We start from the raw sequence: 18,945 nt of genomic DNA, 5'->3' as shown, positions 1-18,945 counted from the left end.
CCAACATGACCCCAACGACCAAAAAAGTCACCTTCGCCTTCGCCATCTTCCTCGTGGCCGGCTTCCTGCTGCTGGCAGCCTACACGTGGATGGCCCTCAGCTTCTCGTACTCGGAAGGCGAACGGGCGGGCTACCTGCAAAAGTTCTCCAAGCGGGGCTGGATCTGCAAGACATGGGAAGGTGAATTGCTGCTGACGGCGCTGCCGGGCACCATCCCGGAAAAATTCCAGTTCAGCGTGCGCGATGAAGAAGTGGCGAAGCAATTGACGGCCGCCGCCGGCAAGCGCATCCTCGTCACCTACAGCCAGCACAAGGGCGTGCCCACGCAATGCTTCGGCGAGACGGAATATTTTGCCGATAAAGTCGTATTGAGCCAGTAATAAGACAGCAATACGCCCGCAAGTCCAGCAATCCTGCGCCGGCCAGCCCTTCCAGGCCGGCGCCTCACACATTCTCACTTTCTTGTACACTTGTGACGAGTTCTGGCTGAACAGTTTACAAATGTAGTCAATGTGCAAGATTCTTGTGCCATCGCATGTCGCTCCGCCAGCCGATCGTTAGCGTGTATTCACCCGTCACTGGAAACGTCATGCGCATACCATTCATCGCCCTGGCGCTGCTGGCCGCCTCGCCCCCCCTGTCCGTCCGGGCACAGGACTTGTCCGGCATGGCCGGCGCCCTGAAAGTCAGCTCGACCAGTGAGCGCACCTTTGTGGCCGCCGTCAGCTACACACAGCCCGTGGGCAACTACAATGCCGTCAGCCTGTCCTACATCAACGAGGGCCATCCGCAAGACCATCACCGCGACGGCATGGCGGGCCAGGCCTGGCTGCGCACGAAAAAAGTGGAGCAAGGCCTGATGCTGGGCGCCGGCGTGGGCCGCTACTTCTTCTTCGACACGGCCAGGACCGACGACGGCCTGCATAACTTCGACAATGACCACGGCTGGGGCTCCATCGTCAGCCTGCAGGCGCGCTGGCAATTCGACAACCGCTGGTATGCGCAAGCGCAGCTCAACCGCATCAAGCCGGACGGCAAGGACAACACCACGCACCTGCTGATCGGCGCCGGCTACCGCTATGACGGCGTGCCGGGCGCCAAGCTGCACTTGCAGAACTGGGCGTACGACGACACCTTGACCTTGGCGACGGGCCACACCATCGTCAACAGCCTGCGCTCCGAGTCCTCGCGCCCCTTCACGCTGGAATACCGGCGCGCGGCGGGAAAATACGTGGACTGGACCGTCACCGCCCTCGATGAAGGCAACACCGACCTGGCGCACCGGCGCGGCGTGGCCGCCCAGCTGTGGCTGATCCGCTCGCTCAATGAAAAGGTGGAATTCGGCATGGGCGGCGGCCCCTACGTGGCGTGGGACGGGCGCGACACCCAGGGCCACGGCACGCGCCTGACAGGCTTGCTGTCGGCCGCGGCCCGCTACCACGTCGACCGCCGCTGGGTGGCGCAAGTGGCGTGGAACCGGGTCATCACCGATTATCACCGCGATGCGGATGTGCTGCTGGTGGGGGTGGGACGGAAGTTTTGAGCGAGATGCAGACGTAACCCAAACCTGGGACTGGGGTCGGACCTTAAGGTCCGACCCCGGGTGTTATCGGGTTTTCAGGCCTTCAACGTGAGCGCCAGACGGCGCCTGCGGATTCATTCGGCTGCGTCAGGCGCTCGATCACTTCGCGCGTCAAGCTGGCCGAGCTGACTTGTTCGGCTTTCGCGCGGGCGGCGCTCAAGGAGCTGGAAAACGCGCTTTGCGGCTGCTCCAGGCTGGCGCGCAGGGCGGCCAGTTCGCGCTCCTGCTGCTGCGCGCGCGCCGTTTCCATCTCCAGCAATTGCTGCTTGGCCTCGGCCATCGCGCGCGTCGTCTCGGCTGCCTTGCGCTGCAGGGCGGCGTGGGCCTGGGCACTGGCCAGCAAGGCTTGCTGCGCGGCAAGCTTCTCGCTGGCGGCCTGCTGTGCGGCCAGTTCCAGCTGCTCGCGCTGGCGCATGGCGTCCAGCGCCTGCTGTTCCAGCACGGCGCGCGCGTCGGCTGCCGCCGTCGCCTGCTTTTCCGCTTCCAGGCGGCCGGCAATCGCTTGCGAGGCACGCTCTTCGGCGCTGCTGGTCTGGCGCTGCTGCACCAGTTTTTGCGCAATCAGCGCCAGCGACTCGCGTTCGGCCGCGACGAAATCGCGCTCGGACGCCAGCAGCGCTTCGGCGGCTTGCGCCTTGTCTTCTTCCACGCGGGCGCGCTCGCTGTGCACCTGCCCCAATTCCACGGCCAGGCGCGCCTGCGCCTGCACGGCTTGCGCGGCGGCGGCTTTCTGCTCGCCTTCGACCAGCGCCTGGTCCATCAGGATGCGGATCGCGTCGGCTTCCTTCTGCGCCGCTTCCTGCAAGGACTGTTCGGCCGCATGTTGGCCGCGCAGCAGTTCCGCCTGCGCGCCTTCGGCGGCGATGCGTTCCTGCGCCGCGTTGCACGCCAGCGCTTCCGCTTCCAGTTTTTCTTTCAAGGCCGCGATGGCGGCTTGTTCGGCGGCCAGGCGTTCCTGTTCCGCCTGCAGCAGCTGCTCGGCCTGCAAGGCTTTTTCCTGCGCCAGTTGCGCTGCCTGTTCCTGCGCGGCTAAAGTTGCTTTTCCAGCATCGACCTCGGCCTGCTCGGCGTCGTTCTGGCTGGCGGCCAGTTCCGCCGCCTGGCGCGCCAGTTCGGCCCGCTCATGCGCCAGGCTGGCGGCGCGCTGCTGTTCTTCCAGTTCGCGGGCCGCCGCGACGGCAGCTGCCTGCTCGGCCGCTTCGCGTGCCTTGGTCTGTTCCAGTGCGGCCGTTTCCGCCTCCAGCTTGGCGTGGCCGGCGATTTCCGCATCCTGTTCGGCGGTGACGCGGGCCAGCGCCACGGCGCGCAGCTGGCGGTCCACCTCGATGCGCGCCTCGGTGGCGGCCAGGATGCGCACGTCGGCATCACGGCGCGCCTGCGCGCTGGCCACGGCGACCATTTCCAGGCGCTCGCGGTGGATGGCCGCGTCGCGCAATTCCTTTTCCGTCTGCAGGCGCAAACGCAGGGATTGCGCCGCGTGGCGTTCCGATTCCGCCTGCGCAAGCGCGATGGCTTCGCGTTCCTGCTCCAGGTGCGCCAGCGCGCGCGCTTCTTCCAGGGCGCGCACTTCGGCGGCGGCACGGTTGAAGGCCGATTCCAGCGCGATCTGGTCGGCGCGCTCGCGCTGCACCGTCAAGTCCAGCGCTTCGCTTTCCGCTTCGGCCAGCATCTGCGCCGTCTGGCGCGCACCGTGCGCATGGCGTTCGCGCTCGCGGGCCAGCACGGCGACTCTGGCGTCGGCCGAGGCGATGCCCACCATTTCTTCCTTGGCCGCCTGCACGGCGGCGACGCGCTCGACGGCTTGCAGGCGCGCCTGCTCCGTCTGTACTTGCAATTCTTCAGCGGCGCGGGCGGCCTGTTCAGCCAGTTCCGACTGCACGGCCACCTGCTCGCTGGCGCGCAAGCGGCTTTCCTGTTCGGCGCGCGCACGCTGTTCGGCGGCCAGGCGGATTTCATTGTCGGATTCCACGCGGGCGCGCAATTCGGCCGTTTCCTGCTTGACGGCTTCCAGGCGGGCCACGCTGGCTTGCGCGGCGGCGCGCATGGTATCGAGACGTTCGCGGTTGGCGGCAATCGCCTCTTCGGCGGCCTGTGCATTTTGCTGTGCGGCAGCGGCGGCGGCGGCGTCGATGGCGGCGCGGTCCTCGGCCAGCGAGCGCACGCGCGCCTCGGCCAGCGCGCGGCTTTCGGCGGCGCAGGTGGCCTTCGCTTCCGCTTCCACGCGGGCAATCGCCTCGTGGATGGCTTTCAATTCCATTTTCTGGCGTTCGGCGGCAGGCGCCTTGGCGTCGGTTTCCGCTGCCGGTTCGGCTGGCGGCTGGGGCGCAGGGAGCTCAGCGGCGACTGGAGCAGCAGGCACGGGCGCCTCGGTCTTGCGCTCCAGGTCCTTGAAATCATGCAGCGAGACCATGCTGTCCTGGTCGAACTCGTCGTCGGCGGAATACGCGACGGTGAGGGAGGCGGCCTGGCGCTGATTTTGCTGTGCTTGCATGATTTCTCGCTTATTCGGGTGAATTCCGTTGCTTATGGGAATTTATTACCACCATTATCGAACAGGCATGCACAAATCAGCGCGGCAAGAAGAGCCTGTTTTACCGCTCTTTTCAGGAGTTGCCAGGGATTTAAGCGTCCGAGAAAATGCTCAGGGCAAGGCGCATTGCCGAAGGCAGTACGAATAGTACGCCCAGGCAATGCAACGCCGCCATGGGCGTTTTATCGCGCGCTTAAACAGGCCACAATGGCGCCTCATCCATCAAGGCCACCTGTTCGCGCAACTCGAGGATGCGGTCCTGCCAGTAGCGCTGCGTGTTAAACCACGGGAAGGCGACGGGAAAGGCGGGATCGTCCCAGCGGCGCGCCAGCCAGGCGGAATAATGGATCAGGCGCAGGGTGCGCAGCGCTTCGACCAGGTACAGCTGGCGCGGGTCGAAATCGCAAAAATCCTCGTAACCGGCCAGGATGTCGCTCATCTGGCGCACCTGGTCGCCCCGCTCGCCCGACAGCATCATCCACAGGTCCTGGATGGCCGGGCCCATGCGGCTGTCGTCGAAATCGACGAAATGGGGGCCGGCATCCGTCCACAGCACGTTGCCGCCATGGCAATCGCCATGCGTGCGCAGCACGGCCACGTCGCCCGCGCGGTCATAGCAGCGCTTGACGCCGTCGAGCGCCTGCTGCGCCACGCTGGAATACGCGGCCAGTAATTCGGGCGGCAAGAAATTACCTTCCAGCAAGAATTCGCGCGGCTCGACGCCGAACGTCTGGTGGTCGAGCGCCGGCCGCTCCTTGTAGGTGGACAGCGCGCCGACGGCGTGGATGCGGCCGATGAAGCGCCCTATCCATTCCAGGGTCGCCGGGTCGCCCAGCTCGGGTGCGCGGCCGCCGTGGCGGGGGAAGACGGCAAAGCGGAAACCCTGGTACTGGTGCAGGGTGCTGCCGTTGATTTCCAGCGCCGGCACTACCTGGATTTCGCGCTCGACCAGCTCGGACACGAACGCGTGCTCCTCCAGGATGGCCGTATCGCTCCAGCGCGCGGGGCGGTAAAACTTGGCCACCAGGGGGGCACTGTCTTCGATGCCGACCTGGTAGACGCGGTTTTCATAGCTGTTCAGCGCCAGCAGACGGCCATCGCCGCGCAAGCCCACGCTGTCGAGGGCGTCGAGCACGCAATCGGGGCTCAGGGCGGAAAAAGGATGGACGGGCCGGTCGTCCTCGTGCGGCTGGTTTTCATTGTGCATAAGCGACATTGTAAGGCGCGCGCGGGCCGCCGGTGCAAACACTTCGGTGATGAAGCGCCGCAAGGCGTATACTGGCGGCTTATATTCAATACAAAGAGCAAGCCATGCAACTCGAACAGCCATTATCAGAAAAAGAATTCGATGAATTAGACCAATTCCTGTTGTCGGAGCGCTGCTCCGAAGACGCGATGACCATGGATATGCTGCACGGCTATCTGACTGCCGTCGCCATCGGCCCGGAACCGATCATGCCGGCCGAATGGTTGCCGCGCGTGTGGGGCGAAGATGCCGAAGATGCGCCGAAATTCAAGAACAGCAAGGAAGAAGAGCGCATCGTCAACCTGATCATGCGCTTCATGAACGAAGTGCTGGTGACGTTTGAAGTGGCGCCGAAGGAGTTCGAAGCCCTGTTCGTCGAACACGACTACGAAGGCCAGACCCTGATCGATGCCGAAGCCTGGTGCTGGGGCTTCTGGGACGGCATGGAACTGCGTCCTGGCTCGTGGAACGAGATCTGGGATTCCGAAGTGGCCGAGCTGATGCAGCCGATCTACCTGCTGGGCGCCGACGAAATCAAGGAAGAAGAGCTGAAACTGGTGGAAGACCCGGTCAAGGCGCACAAGCTGGCGCAGGAACTGGAAGCGAACCTGCCGGCCATCCACCGTTTCTGGGTACCCCGCCGCAAGGCCCCCGTGCAAACCATGAAGCGCGAAGAGCCGAAAGTGGGCCGCAACGACGACTGCCCTTGCGGCAGCGGCAAGAAGTTCAAGAAATGCTGCGGCGCCGAGCCGGCAGCCGAGTAATCCCGCAGTAGCATCCCCTGATGCGCCGGCGTCCTGCCGGCGCAGCGCCGACGTTGGCCCCCGGGCTATAATCGCCGCATGAAACTCCCCGACCTGAACCTGCTCATCGCCCTCGATATCCTGCTCGAAGAAGGCAGCGCCGTGGCTGCCGCGCGGCGCATGAATTTGAGCGCGCCGGCCATGAGCCGCACCCTGGCGCGCATCCGCGACGCCATCGGCGACCCCGTCTTCGTGCGCTCCGGGCGCGGCCTGGCGCCCACCCCGCGCGCGCTGGAATTGCGCGAACAGGTGCGCGGCGTGGTGGAGCAGGCGCACGCCATCTTCACGTCCGGCCGCGAAGTGGACTTGCGCACCCTGGAACGCACCTTCAGCCTGTGCGCCAACGACGTGTTTGTCGGCGCCTACGGCGGCAAGCTGCGCGACCTGCTGGCCAGCCATGCGCCGCACACGGTGCTGCGCTTCGTGCCCGAAGGCGATGGCGCCACGGAAAACGACGCCTTGCACGCGGGCCGCGTCGACCTGTACATCAGCGCGCGGCGCGCCTTTGCACCCGACATCAAGCTGCAGCAGCTGTTTACCACCGGCTTTGTCGGCATCGCCCGCAGCGACCACCCGATCTTCGACGGCCCCGTCAACCTGGACAGCTTTACCGAATACGAACATATCAGCGTCTCGCGGCGCGGCCTGGCGCGCGGCCCCTTCGACACGGCCCTGGCGGAGCGGGGCTACACGCGCCGGGTGTCGCTGATCAGCCCCAACTTCCAGTCCGCCATCTTCGCCGTGGCCGATTCGCGCCTGCTGCTGCCGCTGATGCCCACGCCCCTGCTGGCCATCGTCGAGCGCCTGGGCTTGAGGCTGCGCACCTTCCAGCTGCCCATCCCCGTCGACAGCGTGGAAGTCTTCCAGGCCTGGCACCCGCGCCTCGACCACGACCATGCGCACCGCTGGCTGCGCCGCATGATCAAGGAGCTGTGCGGCAGCGCGCCGCCGGGCATCTGAATATCTGAATCATTGCGTCAGACGCAATTCAGACTTCATTAATTATCAATTTTCACAAGATTAACGGCTACCTATACTGCGTGGACTGATTCTCATCCACGGAGTTCCCTGTGTCCGCTGTACTGCTACCCGGCGCCGTCCCGACGGCGCCGCCTCCCCCAACACCGCCCGCGCCGCCCGTTTTTGGCCTGCGCCTGGCCACGGGCCTGGCCGGCGTGCTGCTGGCCGTACTGGTGTCCGGCCTGAATGAAAACATCACCAAGGTCGCGCTGGCCGACATCCGCGGCGCCATGGGCATCGCGCGCGACGACGCCAGCTGGCTCGTCGCCCTGTATGCGGCCGCCTCGGTGTCGGCCATGGCGTTCGCGCCGTGGTGCTCCGTCACCTTTTCGCTGCGGCGCCTGACGGCCGCCGCCATCCTCGTCTGCATGGCCGCCGGCGTGCTCTGCCCGTTCGCGCCGAACCTGTCCGTATTGATGTTCCTGCGCGTGGTGCAGGGCGCGGCCGGCGGCGCCCTGCCGCCCATGCTGATGACGGTGGCGCTGCGCTTCCTGCCGCCCAACATCAAGCTGTATGGCCTGGGCGGCTACGCGCTGAGCGCCACCTTCGGTCCCAGCCTGGGCACGCCGCTGGCCGCCTTCTGGACGGAATACCTGGGCTGGCAATGGGCGTTCTGGCAAATCGTCCCGGGCAGCATCGTCGCCCTGCTGATGGTGTCCTGGGGCTTGCCGCAAGACCCGCTGCGCCTGGAACGCTTGCGCCAGTTCGACTGGCGCGGCTTGCTGCTGGGCTTGCCCGCCATCAACATGCTGGTGGTGGGATTGCTGCAGGGCGAGCGCCTCGCGTGGTTCGCCTCGCCGCTGATCTGCGTGCTGCTGGGCGGCGGCCTGCTGCTGCTCGTCTTGTTCTTCATCAACGAATGGTCGCATCCGCTGCCGTTTTTCAAGCTGCAGCTGCTGTCGCGGCGCAACCTGAGCCACGCCCTGCTGACCCTGGGCGGCGTGCTGTTCGTGCTGCTGGCCGTGATCCTGATTCCCTCGTCCTACCTGGCGCAGGTGCACGCTTACCGTCCGCTGCAAACGGCGCCCGTGATGCTGATGGTGGCGCTGCCGCAATTGATCGCCCTGCCGCTGGTGGCCGCCCTGTGCAATATCCGCGCCGTCGACTGCCGCTGGGTGCTGGCCATCGGCCTGGCCCTGCTGGCCCTGTCCTGCGTGCTCGGCGCGCGCATGTCGCCGGACTGGATCCGCACGCATTTCTACCTGCTGCAAGCGGTGCAGATCTTTGCGCAACCGATGGCAGTGATTCCCTTGCTGCTGCTGGCCACCACGGGCCTGGCGCCGCAGGATGGCCCTTTCGCCTCCGCCTGGTTCAACACCATCAAGGGCATGTCGGCCGTCGTCGCCACCGGCGTGCTCGATGCGCTGATCACGCGCCGCAACCATTTTCATTCGACGGTGCTCAGCGAACGCCTGGGCAACCTGCCAGCCGGCGTGGACATGGCGGGAATTGCGCAGCGCATGCATGCGCAAGTCGTCACCCTGACCTCGTCCGACCTGTACCTCACCGTGGCCGCCATCGCGCTGGCCATGATCCTGATCATTCCCATCCTGCCGACGCGCGTCTATCCGCCGCGCGCAGCCTGATTTCCATTTTTACGAAAGAGCTTCACCATGCAAACACCCATACTGCGCTCGCGCGCATTTCTTCTCGGCCTGGCCTTGCTGGCCTGCGCCCTCGCCTTTTGCGCCTGGCAACTGCTGTTCGCCCGTGGCGACGAACAAGCCACCGACGACGCCTTCGTCAGCGCCGACTACACCGTGCTCTCCCCCAAGGTGGGCGGCATCGTGCGGGAAGTGCTGGTGGAAGACAACCAGACTGTCAAGGCGGGTCAGCTGCTGGCGCGCATCGACGACCGCGACTACCAGGCCGCCGCCTCCTCGGCCCGCGCCGAAGTCGCCGGCGCCGAAGCGCAGCTGGACTATGCCCGCGCCACCCTGCAACGCCAGCAATCGGTGATCGAGCAAGCCACGACCCTGGTCGACGCCAACCAGGCGGAAGACAAACTGGCGCAGCAGGAGCTGGCCCGCTCGCAGCACCTGGCCGGCCAGGGCGCGGGCAGCGTGCAGAATGCCCAGCAGGCGCAATCGCGCTTCGACGTGAGCCGCGCGCGCCTGGCGCAAAACCGCGCCGCCCTCGTCTCCACCCGCAAGCAGACGGACATTCTGCAGGCGCAGCAAGGCGCGGCCGAAGCGGCCCTGCTGCGCGCCCGCGCCAGCCTGCAACGGGCCGAACTTGATCTGTCGCATACGCAGCTGCGCGCCCCCATCGACGGCATCGTCGGACGCCGCGCCGTGCGCGTCGGCGCCCTGGTGGCTCCTGGCGCCAGCCTGATGGCCGTGGTGCCATTGAACCGCAGTTTCGTCGTCGCCAACCTGCAGGAAACCCAGCTGACCCACGTGCGCCAGGGCCAGCGCGCCAGCATCGCCGTCGACGCCTATCCGGGCATGCTCCTGCATGGCACGGTGCACAGCATCGCGCCCGCCACGGGCGTCACGTTCGCCGCCATCGCGCCGGAAAACGCCACCGGCAACTTCACCAAGGTGGTGCAGCGCATCCCCGTCAGGATCGCGCTCGATCCCGGCCAGGATGGCGATGCCCGCCTGCGCGTGGGCATGTCGGCCGAAGTGCGCATCGATACAGCCATGCGCCGTCCACAGCTGCAACAGGTGAGCGCGCGATGAAAGCACTGATACTCTTCACGGCCCTGGGCCTGGCTGGCTGCGGCAGCGTCGGCAGCGACTTCCAGCGCCCGCACCACGAGCTGGGACAGCAATGGCGCCAGGCGGAAGATGCCCGTTTCGCCGCCAGCCTGGATGGCACCATCGAACAGCGCTGGTGGGACAGCTTTGGCGACGCCACCCTGTCTTCCCTGCTGCAGCGCGCCGCCGGCGCCAACCTCGACGTGCTGGCGGCAGGCAGCCGACTGGAACAGAGCCGCGCCGCGCGCGGTGTGGCCGGCGCCGCGCAAGGCCCGTCCCTGGGCGCGAATGGCAGCTATGGCCGCGCGCGCAACAGCGAACAAGGCTTGAGCGACCCGTCGCGCCACAACGGCCAGTTCGCCTACAGCCTGTGGCAAGGCAATCTCGATGCGGCCTGGGAGCTGGACTTGTGGGGCCGCGTGCGGCGCGAAGTGGAAGCGGCCGACGCGCGCGTCGACATGGCCGTGGAAACGCAGCGCGGCGTGCTGCTGGCCGTGCTGGCCGAGACGGCGCGCGACTACATCGAGTTGCGCGGCGCGCAGCAGACCCTGGCCATCACGCAGCAACTGCTCGATATCGCCCGCCATACCCTGGACCTGACGCGCATCCGCCTGCGCGAAGGCGCGGCGACGCAACTCGACGAGGCCGAGGCGGCAGCCCACGTGGCCACCATCGAAGCGCGCCTGCCGCCGCTGCAGCAGCGCGAAGCGCGCCTGGGCAATGCCCTCGCTCTCTTGCTGGCGCTGCCGCCGCAAGCCTTGCAGGCGGAACTGGCGGCGGGCAAGGACATTCCGGGCGTGGCCCTGCAGGTGCAGCTGGGCGTGCCGAGCAGCCTGGCCGAGCGGCGTCCCGACATCCGCCGCGCCGAAGCGCAGCTGCACGCGGCCACGGCCGCCATCGGCGTCGCGCAAGGCGACTTTTATCCGCGCATCACGCTGTCGGGCAGCGTCGGCCTGCAGGCGATGCAGCTGTCCGACATCGGCTGGGACGCCAAGCGCTTCGCCTTCGGCCCCGGCTTCAGCGTACCCCTGTTCGATGGCGGCCGCCTGCGCGGCAACCTGCAATTGCGCGAAGCGCAGCAGCAGGAAGCGGCCATCGCCTACCGCCAGACGGTGCTGGCCGCCTGGCACGAGGTGGAAGACGCGCTATCTGGCTACCAGGCCAACGCCCGCCGCCAGGCCAGCCTCGATGAAGCCGTCAAGCAGGGACGCCGTGCGCTGGGCAGCGCGGAACTGCAGTACCGCCAGGGCGGCACGGACCTGATCAACGTGCTGCATGTGCAAAACACGCTGTTGAACAACGAAGCGGCGCTGGTCGACAGCCGCGCCACCGCTTCGCTGTCGCTGGTCCAGGTCTACAAGGCGCTGGGCGGCGGCTGGCAGGCATTTTCAACCACCTCGCAAGGAAGCACGCCATGAAACCGAATCCCGCACATTTCTCCATCCACGACGTCAGCGATTTTCCCGTCGTGCGCTTTCGCCCCGAAACGGCCGTCACCGGCTATGCCCCGCTGTGGGAAAACGACATGGACGCCCTGCTGCGCCATGGCGAACCGTTCGTCATGCTGTTCGAAGAGGAACGCGGCGATGAAGCGCACATCGACCGCAAGCGGCGCGGCCTGTGGCTCAAGCACAACAAGGCAGAGCTGGCCGCCCTGTGCCGGGGCCTGGTGTCGGTCGAGGCGGACGCGCAACAGCGCGCGCGCCTGCAGGCGATGGCGGCCGGCGCCATGAAGGCATTCGGCATCCTGCAGGAGGTGGCGGCCACGCGCGAACAGGCCGATGCGCTGATGGTGTGGCTGCTGGGCAGCGGCCAGATGGCGCGGCCGCGCACGGCGGACGTGTGGTGAGTGAGTGAGTCGGTCAGGCGGCCCTGCGCACGGCGCTTCTGGCAGGGATGACGCACACGTCGCCATCGCTGCTGGTCGCCGTCGTCAGGGCAATGCCGTACAGCGCCGCCAGGGCGGGCACGGCGCCGGCATCGCTGGCGATGTCGGCGACCAGCTGGCCCGAACGCACCAGCAGCAGGCGCTCGAAGCCCAGCAAGGCGTGATTGATGTCGTGCAGGATAGCGACGACGGCGTGGCCGCGCGCGGCGCAAAACTGCTGCAGGCTGTCGAGCAAATCGAACTGCAGGCCGGGATCGAGCGCCGCCAGTGGTTCGTCGACGAGTATCAAGCCATCGTGTACGTCCCACATCTGCGCGAAGATGCGCGCCAGCTGTACCCGCGCCTGTTCGCCGCCGGACAGGGTGTCCAGGCGGCGGCCCAGCAAATGCGCGGCGTGCGCCAGGGCGGCCGCGTCCTGCACGATCTGTTCCAATTGCGGGTCGACCAGGCGCGCCACCCGCCCCAGGCCGATCACCAGCTCGCACTGCAGTCCGAAGGCCACGTTCGAGCCTTGCGGCAGGACGGCGCGGCGCCGGGCCAGTTCGGCCAGCGGCCACTGCGCCAGCGGCCGGCCCGCGAACGCCACCTGGCCCGCCTGCGGAGGCAGTTCGCGCGCCATCAGTTTGAGCAGGGTCGACTTGCCCGCGCCGCTGGGGCCGAGGATGGCGATGCGCTCGCCCGGCGCTACCTGCAGATTGAAGGGGCCGAAATACTGCTGGCCCAGTTGCGTGGTGGCGAAGGAGAGTTCCAGCAGGGGCGTCATGCGCATCCTTTCAGGCGGTGCCGTGGCGGAAGCGCCGCAACAGCATCAGGAAAAATGGCCCGCCCAGCAAGGCCGTGAAAATGCCGACGGGGACTTCCGCCGGAATGGCCACCGTGCGCGCCAGGGTGTCGGCCAACAGCAGCAGCAAGCCCCCCATCAGCATCGCCAGCGGCAATACCTTGCGCTGGTCAGCGCCCAGCCAGGTGCGCACCAGGTGCGGCGCGATCAGGCCGATGAAGCCGATGCCGCCGCACCAGGCGACGGCAAAACCCGTCAGCACGGCCACCAGCACGATCACCTGCGTGCGCAGCCGGCCCACGTCGATGCCCACGTGCAGCGCCTGCGCCTCGCCCAGCGCCAGCGCATTCAATGAGCGCATCAGGAAGTGCGTGGCCCACAGCGCGCCGGCCAGCACCACCAGCAAGGCCGCTACCTGGCGCCAGCTGCCGGCCGACAGCGATCCCAATGTCCAGAAAGTCAGGGTGCGCAATTGGTCGTCGCTGGCCAGGTAGATGCACAGGCCCATGACGGCCACCGTGATGGCGTTCAGCGCCACGCCCGTCAGCAGCAGGCCGACGATGGAGCCGGGCGTGGCCCAGCGGGCGACCCGGTCGAGCAGCACGCAAATGAGCATGGCGCCGGCAAACGCGGCGGCCGGCAGCAGCCACACGCGCAGCTCGGGCCCCACGTGCAGGCTGGCGGCAAAGACGATGGTGGCCGCGCCCGCGCAGGCGGCGCCGCTGCTCACGCCCAGCAGGCCCGGATCGGCCAGCGGATTGCGGAACAGCCCTTGCGTCAAGCCGCCGGCCAGCGCCAGCGCGGCGCCGATCAGTATGGCAAACAGGGCCCGCGGCAGGCGGATATGCCACAGTACATACGCGCCGCCGGACAGCGCCTCATCGCCAGCCTGCAAGGGCGCGAGCCAGTCGGCCAGCGCCACCGGCACGGCGCCCGCCTGCACGGCGATGAGCAAGCCGCACGCCAGTGCGGCGACCAGCAGCCCGCCAGCGCCCCAGCGCGGCCAGCGCCAGGGAGCGACGGAGGCCAGGGAGGCCACGTTCATGCGGCCATGGCTTTGGCAAACGCTGCATCGAGTTCGGCCAGCGCCTGCGGCATGCGCGGGCCAAAGCCCAGCAGCAGCATGGCTTCCAGCGAGACGATGCGGTGCTTGCGCCCGGCCGGCGTCTGCGCCAGCCCTGGCAGTTTCAAGATGCCGTCCACGCCACCCGAGGCCTTCAAGCCCTGGTCCGTGACGAGCACCAGGTCGGGCCGCGCGGCGATCACGGCTTCCGGCGTGAGCGGCTTGTAGCCGGCAAATCCGCCCTGCCCGCCCATCACGTTGACGGCGCCCGCATACGCCAGCATGGCGTCGGCGCCCGTCTCGCGCCCGCCCACCATCACCTGGTTCGGCGCATGGGCGAGGATGAACAGCACGCGCACCGGGGCATGACTGCGCTGGCGCACCTTGCCCAGGGCGCCGTCCCACTGCTGTTGCAAGGCTTGCGCCAGGCGCGCGGCGGGGTCGGCGCGTCCCGTGATCTGGCCCACCTGTTTTACCCGTTCGAGCAAGCCTTCGAATCTGTTATTCGCGTTCAGTACCGCCACCGGCACGCCCGCGTCGCGCACCTGGCGCAGCACCGTTTGCGGCCCCGCCTCCTCGGTGGCGATCAGCTGCGTGGGCGCCAGCGACAGCACGCCCTCGGCCGACAAGGTGCGCGCATAACCGACCTGCGGCAACTGCTGCGCCACGGCCGGATACAGCGAAGTGGTATCGACGCCCACCAGTTCGCCCTGCGCCTCGAGCGCGTAGACGATTTCCGTCAGGGCGCCGCCCACGCTGACGATACGCCGCGCCTTGACAAGCGGCTTGCCGGCGTCGCTGACGGCCGCCAGCACCTGCATCGGCGCGGCCAGAGCCAGGGCTCCCGCCCCCATTTTTTTCAGCGCGATGCGGCGCGCCACGCTGGCGGCGATCATGCGGCGCATAGTTCGCCCTCCTGCAGCACGCGCTCGACGACGTTGCGCCATTCGCACAGTTCATGCACGCCCGGCTTGCGTTCGCCGAAGAACATGACGATGGTGTCGCCCTTGGCGTCGAACAGTTCCACCGACGTCACCAGCCCGTCGACCGTGGGCTTTTTGACCACCCAGGCGCTGGCGATATGGTCTTCGCGCAAATGCAGGTTGAAGCGCGCATCGAGGACATTGATCCACGGCCCCATCACGGCGATCTTGTGCACGGGCCCCGAATGGATCTGGATCATGCCCGCATTGCCGACGAAGGCCATGATGGCGACTTTTTCGAGGGCGGCGCTGTTGAGCAGGTCGAGCACGCAGGATTTGTCGAGCTGCTGCACGAAGCGCGCCTCGGCCAGGCGCAGGCCTTGCAGGCGCGAGACCGAATATTTTTTCAGCAGGGTGAAAAATTCATGCGTGTCGCGCAAATCGGCCCAGGCGGCGCGAAAGCCGGCCACGTCGATCTGCGCGTCGGGCAGTTCGGCCGGCGGTGCAGCCGGCGCCGTCACGGCGATGCCTGCCGCCTGGTCCGCGTCGGCAAAATGCGCGACCAGCGCGTCGTAGGCGGCCAGGTCGCTTTGCGGCTTCATGAAAATCTTGTGCACGGCATGGCCGGCAGCATCGAAAAATTGCAGGCTGCGCTGCACTTCCTTCCCGCCCCCTTTTTCGCTCACCTCGCGCACGGCAAAGCCATGCGCCCACTGGCGGTAAAACACGCGCAAGTCGATGTCGCCACCGAGCACCAGGCCCACGTGGTTGTTGTGACTGGCTTTTCGATAGACACCCGTCTTTTCATGCACGCACGAAGCGTTGCGCGTCAGCGCCATGACTTCGCCCAGCGGTTCCAGCGCGGCGATGATGGCGGGCCAGTCGGCCTGCAGGCGCTCGGCGCCCAGCAAGGCGCCATCGGCCGGCGACAAGCCGGCATGCGCGGCGATCAACTCGCCTTCGGAAATGGCCAGTTCCTCGGCGATGTCGCGGTGGCGGGCTTTTTTCTCGCGGCGCAGGCGGGCAAATTCGCTGGCGACCAGCTCGGTGTTGCAAATAGGGGGCATGCTCGTCACGGTGTCTCCTTTCAAGGCGAACACTGGCTGGCATGGGCTGGCTGGTGGTGGGGGAATCTTGAAGTTAATTATAAATGAGAATCATTCGCAATCAAGGCTTATTTATGTGAAAAAAAATACGCGCAAAAAAAAGCGCCGCGACAGGAAACCCGTCGCAGCGCAAAGGAGACCGATCGATACGACTGATCAGTGTTGAGAAAATGTCAGCGTTGAACTCAGGCGCTGGCCTGTACCGCCGGCATGGATGCCGGTTTCGCCGCCGGGCGCTGTGCCAGCAATACCACGGCGGCCAGCACCATGGCGCCGCCCAGCAATTGCGTGCCGCTGACGGATTCCTTCAGCAAGGTCACGCCGAACGCCATCGTGATGACGGGTTCGAACGTGGAAATGATGGATGCCTTGGCCGCGCCGATTTGCGCCACGCCGGCAAAGAAGGCGGCAATCGCGATGGCCGTCGAGAACAGGGCGATGGCGCTGACGGCCAGCCAGCCCGTCGCCGTGCCCGGCAAGGACACGCCTTGCCACAAGGCAATCGCGCTGTTCGACAGACCTGCCGTGCCCAGGATCACCACGCAAGCGGCCAATGGGTGAATATTCTCGCGGCTTTTCGACAGGCTGTTGCCAAACAGAATGTACACGGCGTACACGCCGGCTGCCATCAAGGCCAGGGCGATGCCGATGGGCTGGCCCTGCAGCTTGCCGCCCAGGGTGATGGCCATGCCGGCAATCGCCAGCGCCATCAGCACCAGCATGCGGCGGTCCAGCTTTTCCCAGCCCAGCGCCAGCGCCAGGATCGTCACCAGCACGGGATACACATACAGCAACATGCCGCACAGGCCGCTGCTGGCATACATGAGGGCATTGAAATAGCCTTGCGACTGGGCCGTGTACATCAAGCCCATCAGCATGTAGCCGGCCAGCAGGCGGCCGCGCGGCAAGCGCCAGCCACCCAGCCACACGAGCGGCAGCAACAGCATGGCGGCGATAACGAAACGCAAGGCCAGCATGGTCGACGGGTTGACCCCGGACGCATACGCCGCCTTGGCAAACACTGCGGAACTGCCGAAACCGGCAGCCGACAGCAACACCAGCGCAACAGCGCGGCGATCAGACATGACGAAACCTCTTTGAGTACGCCAGGGCAAACCTGCTGCGCGTCGCGCTTTGCGGCCTGCGATGCTCACCGTACTGAAGTACGGTTGCGCTTCTCAGCCACAAATCACTGCCGCTCGCGACGGTTTTCCCAGGCGTTGTAAATATTAATGCCAAGCAAGGCTGGAAGGTGATGCGTGCGTGAAATACATGCGTGAATCCTATTGCGGGTCACTTCACGCATAGACGGCATCATATTCGCTTGCGCAAAATGAAACAAACCAATATTCTTCACGGATAGGCCGAATATTACTGAGGCTCAATTCACTTGAAGAGTGCCATGTCACGTCCCTTGCCCCCGCTCGCCGCCCTGCACGCCTTCGAGGCGGCTGCCCGCCATGAAGGCTTCCAGCGCGCAGGCGAAGAATTGCACGTCTCGGCCGGCGCCATCGGCCACCACGTAAAACAGCTGGAAGCGTGGCTCGGCATCGTGCTGTTCCAGCGCATGCCGCGCGGCGTGGTGCTCACCAGCGCCGGGCAGCGCTATGCGGCTTCGCTGGGGCCGATCCTCAACCAGCTGGCCGACGTCTCCGAGCAGGCGCGGCGCCAGGGCGACGACAAGGTGGTGACGGTGACGGCCACCAGTTCGCTCGTCTCGCGCTGGCTGATGCCGCGCCTGGGCCGCCTGCGCGACCGCTATCCGCAGATCGAACTGCGCGTGCTGGCCTCGATGCACCCGGTCGACCTGGCGCGCGATGGCGTGGACGTGGCCATCCGCCTGGGTCCGGGCCGCTATCCGGGCCTGAAAGTCGATTTATTGATGGAAGAATGGTTTTCCGCCGTCTGCAGCCCCGATTTCCGCGCCAACGCGGCCAGCCTGCGCCAGCCCGCCGACCTGCTGCGCTACCCGCTGCTGCACGACGAACCGGAAGTGCACCTGCCCGGCGAAATCGACTGGACGCGCTGGCTGCACAGCTGCGGCGTGCATTACAGCGGCAATAGCGGCAACAGCGGCGCGCGCTTTTCGCACACGTATCTATGCCTGGACGCGGCCGCCAGCGGCCAGGGCGTGGCCATCGCCGCCAGCCCCCTGATCGGCGACGATTTGCGCTCGGGCCGCCTGGTGCGCGTGTTCGAGCACGCCGTGCGCGGCCCCCACTGCTATTACTTGCTGCGCTCGCCCCAGGCGGAAACGCGGCCCCTCGTGCACGCCTTCTGCGAATGGCTGATCGCCGAGGCGCGCGCCGACCAGGAAACCGTCTGGCCCACCGTGGAGAGCGCATGACAAACACGGAACTGGCGCGCAGCGCCCGATTTATTGTCCAGCATGAATATGAACACGCCAAGGTGACGGCGGCCGACGGCCGGCAAGCCAGCCTGGGCGAGTTCTATGGCGACCCGGCCGTGGCCTTGATCGACATCAATGAGCAATGGTGCGCCGTGGCGGGAGAAGGATTGGTGCTGTGCCGGCTGGAGCAACCGTTCGGCCAGTGCACGGCATATTTCCGCGAACCTGGCGAGACCGTGTGGATCACGGGCTTGCGGCAAACGGGACCGTTTGCGCTGGAATGGCAAGGCGAGGATGGCGCTTGGTCCGCCCTCGCCTTTGGAACATGCGAAAAGTTATAACTTGATGAAATTTTCGCGGTAATACTTCAGCTCTTCGATCGACTCGAGGATATCGGCCAGTGCCGTGTGCTTCTGGTGCTTCTTGAAACCGGTGGCGATTTCCGGCTTCCAGCGCTTGCACAGCTCCTTCAATGTCGATACGTCAACATTGCGATAGTGGAAGAACGCTTCCAGCTTCGGCATGCCGCGCACCATGAAGCGGCGGTCCTGGCCGATGGTGTTGCCGCACATGGGCGACTTGCCAGCTGGCACGTATTTCTTCAGGAACGCGATCAATTCCGCTTCCGCCTGCGCTTCCGTCACGGTCGACGCCTTGACCTTGTCGATCAGGCCCGAGCGGCCGTGCGTGCCCTTGTTCCAGGCATCCATCTTGTTCAGGGTTTCATCCGATTGATGAATCACAAACACGGGGCCTTCGGCCAGCAGGTTCAAGTGCATGTCCGTCACCACCACCGCCACCTCGATGATGCGGTCGGTATCGGGCTCCAGGCCCGTCATTTCCATGTCGACCCAGACCAGATTCATCTCATTGGGACGTGCCGGAACAATCGGTGCGGGGGTGGATGCAGTTAAGTCGGTCGCTTGTGACATAATTCTCTCTTGGCCTAAT

Annotated in this window: 18 protein-coding genes; 10 read left to right on the top strand and 8 right to left on the bottom strand. The window is 66.3% G+C overall.

What is annotated here, in order from left to right:
• The first annotated feature begins 5 nt into the window (after nucleotides 1-5).
• Nucleotides 6-380, top strand: a complete 375-nt coding sequence (locus O3301_RS27805) for a hypothetical protein (RefSeq protein WP_046682297.1) — start codon at nucleotides 6-8, stop codon at nucleotides 378-380.
• Nucleotides 381-589: 209 nt separating this feature from the next.
• Nucleotides 590-1,543, top strand: a complete 954-nt coding sequence (locus O3301_RS27800) for a hypothetical protein (protein WP_305058069.1) — start codon at nucleotides 590-592, stop codon at nucleotides 1,541-1,543.
• Between the two features lie 82 nt (nucleotides 1,544-1,625).
• Here the strand turns inward: O3301_RS27800 and O3301_RS27795 are convergent, their stop codons facing one another.
• Both O3301_RS27795 and O3301_RS27790 read right to left on the bottom strand, forming a co-directional pair.
• On the bottom strand, nucleotides 1,626-4,073 hold the full coding sequence (locus O3301_RS27795; RefSeq protein WP_305058068.1) for a hypothetical protein: 2,448 nt from the start codon (nucleotides 4,071-4,073) through the stop codon (nucleotides 1,626-1,628).
• A 232-nt stretch (nucleotides 4,074-4,305) separates the two neighbouring features.
• Nucleotides 4,306-5,319, bottom strand: coding sequence for a serine/threonine protein kinase (locus O3301_RS27790; RefSeq protein WP_305058067.1), 1,014 nt, complete (start codon nucleotides 5,317-5,319; stop codon nucleotides 4,306-4,308).
• A gap of 104 nt (nucleotides 5,320-5,423) precedes the next feature.
• Here O3301_RS27790 and O3301_RS27785 point away from each other — a divergent pair, with 104 nt between their 5' ends.
• From O3301_RS27785 to O3301_RS27760, 6 genes are all read left to right on the top strand, one after another.
• Nucleotides 5,424-6,122, top strand: coding sequence for a UPF0149 family protein (locus tag O3301_RS27785; RefSeq protein WP_034785080.1), 699 nt, complete (start codon nucleotides 5,424-5,426; stop codon nucleotides 6,120-6,122).
• Nucleotides 6,123-6,200: 78 nt separating this feature from the next.
• Nucleotides 6,201-7,121: a LysR family transcriptional regulator gene (locus tag O3301_RS27780; protein WP_305058066.1), complete on the top strand. Its 921-nt coding sequence runs from the start codon at nucleotides 6,201-6,203 to the stop codon at nucleotides 7,119-7,121.
• A 110-nt stretch (nucleotides 7,122-7,231) separates the two neighbouring features.
• Nucleotides 7,232-8,767, top strand: a complete 1,536-nt coding sequence (locus O3301_RS27775; RefSeq protein WP_305058065.1) for an MFS transporter — start codon at nucleotides 7,232-7,234, stop codon at nucleotides 8,765-8,767.
• A gap of 27 nt (nucleotides 8,768-8,794) precedes the next feature.
• Nucleotides 8,795-9,865 (top strand): HlyD family secretion protein, encoded by a 1,071-nt coding sequence (locus O3301_RS27770; RefSeq protein ID WP_305058064.1) that lies wholly within the window; start codon nucleotides 8,795-8,797, stop codon nucleotides 9,863-9,865.
• Nucleotides 9,862-11,301, top strand: coding sequence for an efflux transporter outer membrane subunit (locus tag O3301_RS27765; RefSeq protein ID WP_305058063.1), 1,440 nt, complete (start codon nucleotides 9,862-9,864; stop codon nucleotides 11,299-11,301). The genes O3301_RS27770 and O3301_RS27765 overlap by 4 nt, the downstream gene beginning before the upstream one ends.
• Nucleotides 11,298-11,732, top strand: coding sequence for a hypothetical protein (locus tag O3301_RS27760; RefSeq protein ID WP_305058062.1), 435 nt, complete (start codon nucleotides 11,298-11,300; stop codon nucleotides 11,730-11,732). The genes O3301_RS27765 and O3301_RS27760 overlap by 4 nt, the downstream gene beginning before the upstream one ends.
• A gap of 13 nt (nucleotides 11,733-11,745) precedes the next feature.
• On the opposite strand, the gene O3301_RS27755 is transcribed toward O3301_RS27760, so the two are convergent.
• The 5 genes from O3301_RS27755 to O3301_RS27735 form a co-directional block, all read right to left on the bottom strand.
• Entirely contained in the window at nucleotides 11,746-12,534 is a 789-nt protein-coding gene (locus tag O3301_RS27755) for an ATP-binding cassette domain-containing protein (protein ID WP_305053575.1), read from the bottom strand.
• A 10-nt stretch (nucleotides 12,535-12,544) separates the two neighbouring features.
• Complete coding sequence (locus O3301_RS27750) at nucleotides 12,545-13,597, bottom strand: iron ABC transporter permease (protein WP_305058061.1); 1,053 nt, start codon at nucleotides 13,595-13,597, stop codon at nucleotides 12,545-12,547.
• Nucleotides 13,594-14,520, bottom strand: coding sequence for a hemin ABC transporter substrate-binding protein (locus O3301_RS27745; RefSeq protein WP_305058060.1), 927 nt, complete (start codon nucleotides 14,518-14,520; stop codon nucleotides 13,594-13,596). The genes O3301_RS27750 and O3301_RS27745 overlap by 4 nt, the downstream gene beginning before the upstream one ends.
• A complete protein-coding gene (locus O3301_RS27740; RefSeq protein ID WP_305058124.1) occupies nucleotides 14,508-15,605 on the bottom strand; it encodes a hemin-degrading factor in 1,098 nt (365 codons plus the stop codon). Before O3301_RS27740 ends, O3301_RS27745 begins: the two co-directional genes overlap by 13 nt.
• A gap of 224 nt (nucleotides 15,606-15,829) precedes the next feature.
• Nucleotides 15,830-16,729 carry a DMT family transporter gene (locus tag O3301_RS27735; protein ID WP_099665011.1) on the bottom strand — a complete coding sequence of 300 codons (900 nt, stop codon included), beginning with the start codon at nucleotides 16,727-16,729 and terminating at the stop codon, nucleotides 15,830-15,832.
• A gap of 317 nt (nucleotides 16,730-17,046) precedes the next feature.
• Between O3301_RS27735 and gcvA the strand changes: the two genes are divergently transcribed.
• Nucleotides 17,047-17,991 carry a transcriptional regulator GcvA gene (gene gcvA, locus O3301_RS27730; protein WP_289899339.1) on the top strand — a complete coding sequence of 315 codons (945 nt, stop codon included), beginning with the start codon at nucleotides 17,047-17,049 and terminating at the stop codon, nucleotides 17,989-17,991.
• Nucleotides 17,988-18,335 carry a hypothetical protein gene (locus O3301_RS27725; protein WP_305058059.1) on the top strand — a complete coding sequence of 116 codons (348 nt, stop codon included), beginning with the start codon at nucleotides 17,988-17,990 and terminating at the stop codon, nucleotides 18,333-18,335. Before gcvA ends, O3301_RS27725 begins: the two co-directional genes overlap by 4 nt.
• Here O3301_RS27725 and orn read toward each other — a convergent pair.
• Nucleotides 18,330-18,926 carry an oligoribonuclease gene (gene orn, locus O3301_RS27720; RefSeq protein ID WP_180278604.1) on the bottom strand — a complete coding sequence of 199 codons (597 nt, stop codon included), beginning with the start codon at nucleotides 18,924-18,926 and terminating at the stop codon, nucleotides 18,330-18,332. The genes O3301_RS27725 and orn overlap by 6 nt on opposite strands.
• Between the last annotated feature and the right edge of the window lie 19 nt (nucleotides 18,927-18,945).

Origin of the sequence: Janthinobacterium sp. SUN211 (assembly GCF_030587315.1) — a bacterium.
Lineage (GTDB): Bacteria > Pseudomonadota > Gammaproteobacteria > Burkholderiales > Burkholderiaceae_D > Janthinobacterium > Janthinobacterium kumbetense.
This window is presented reverse-complemented; position numbering and strand designations above follow the sequence as displayed.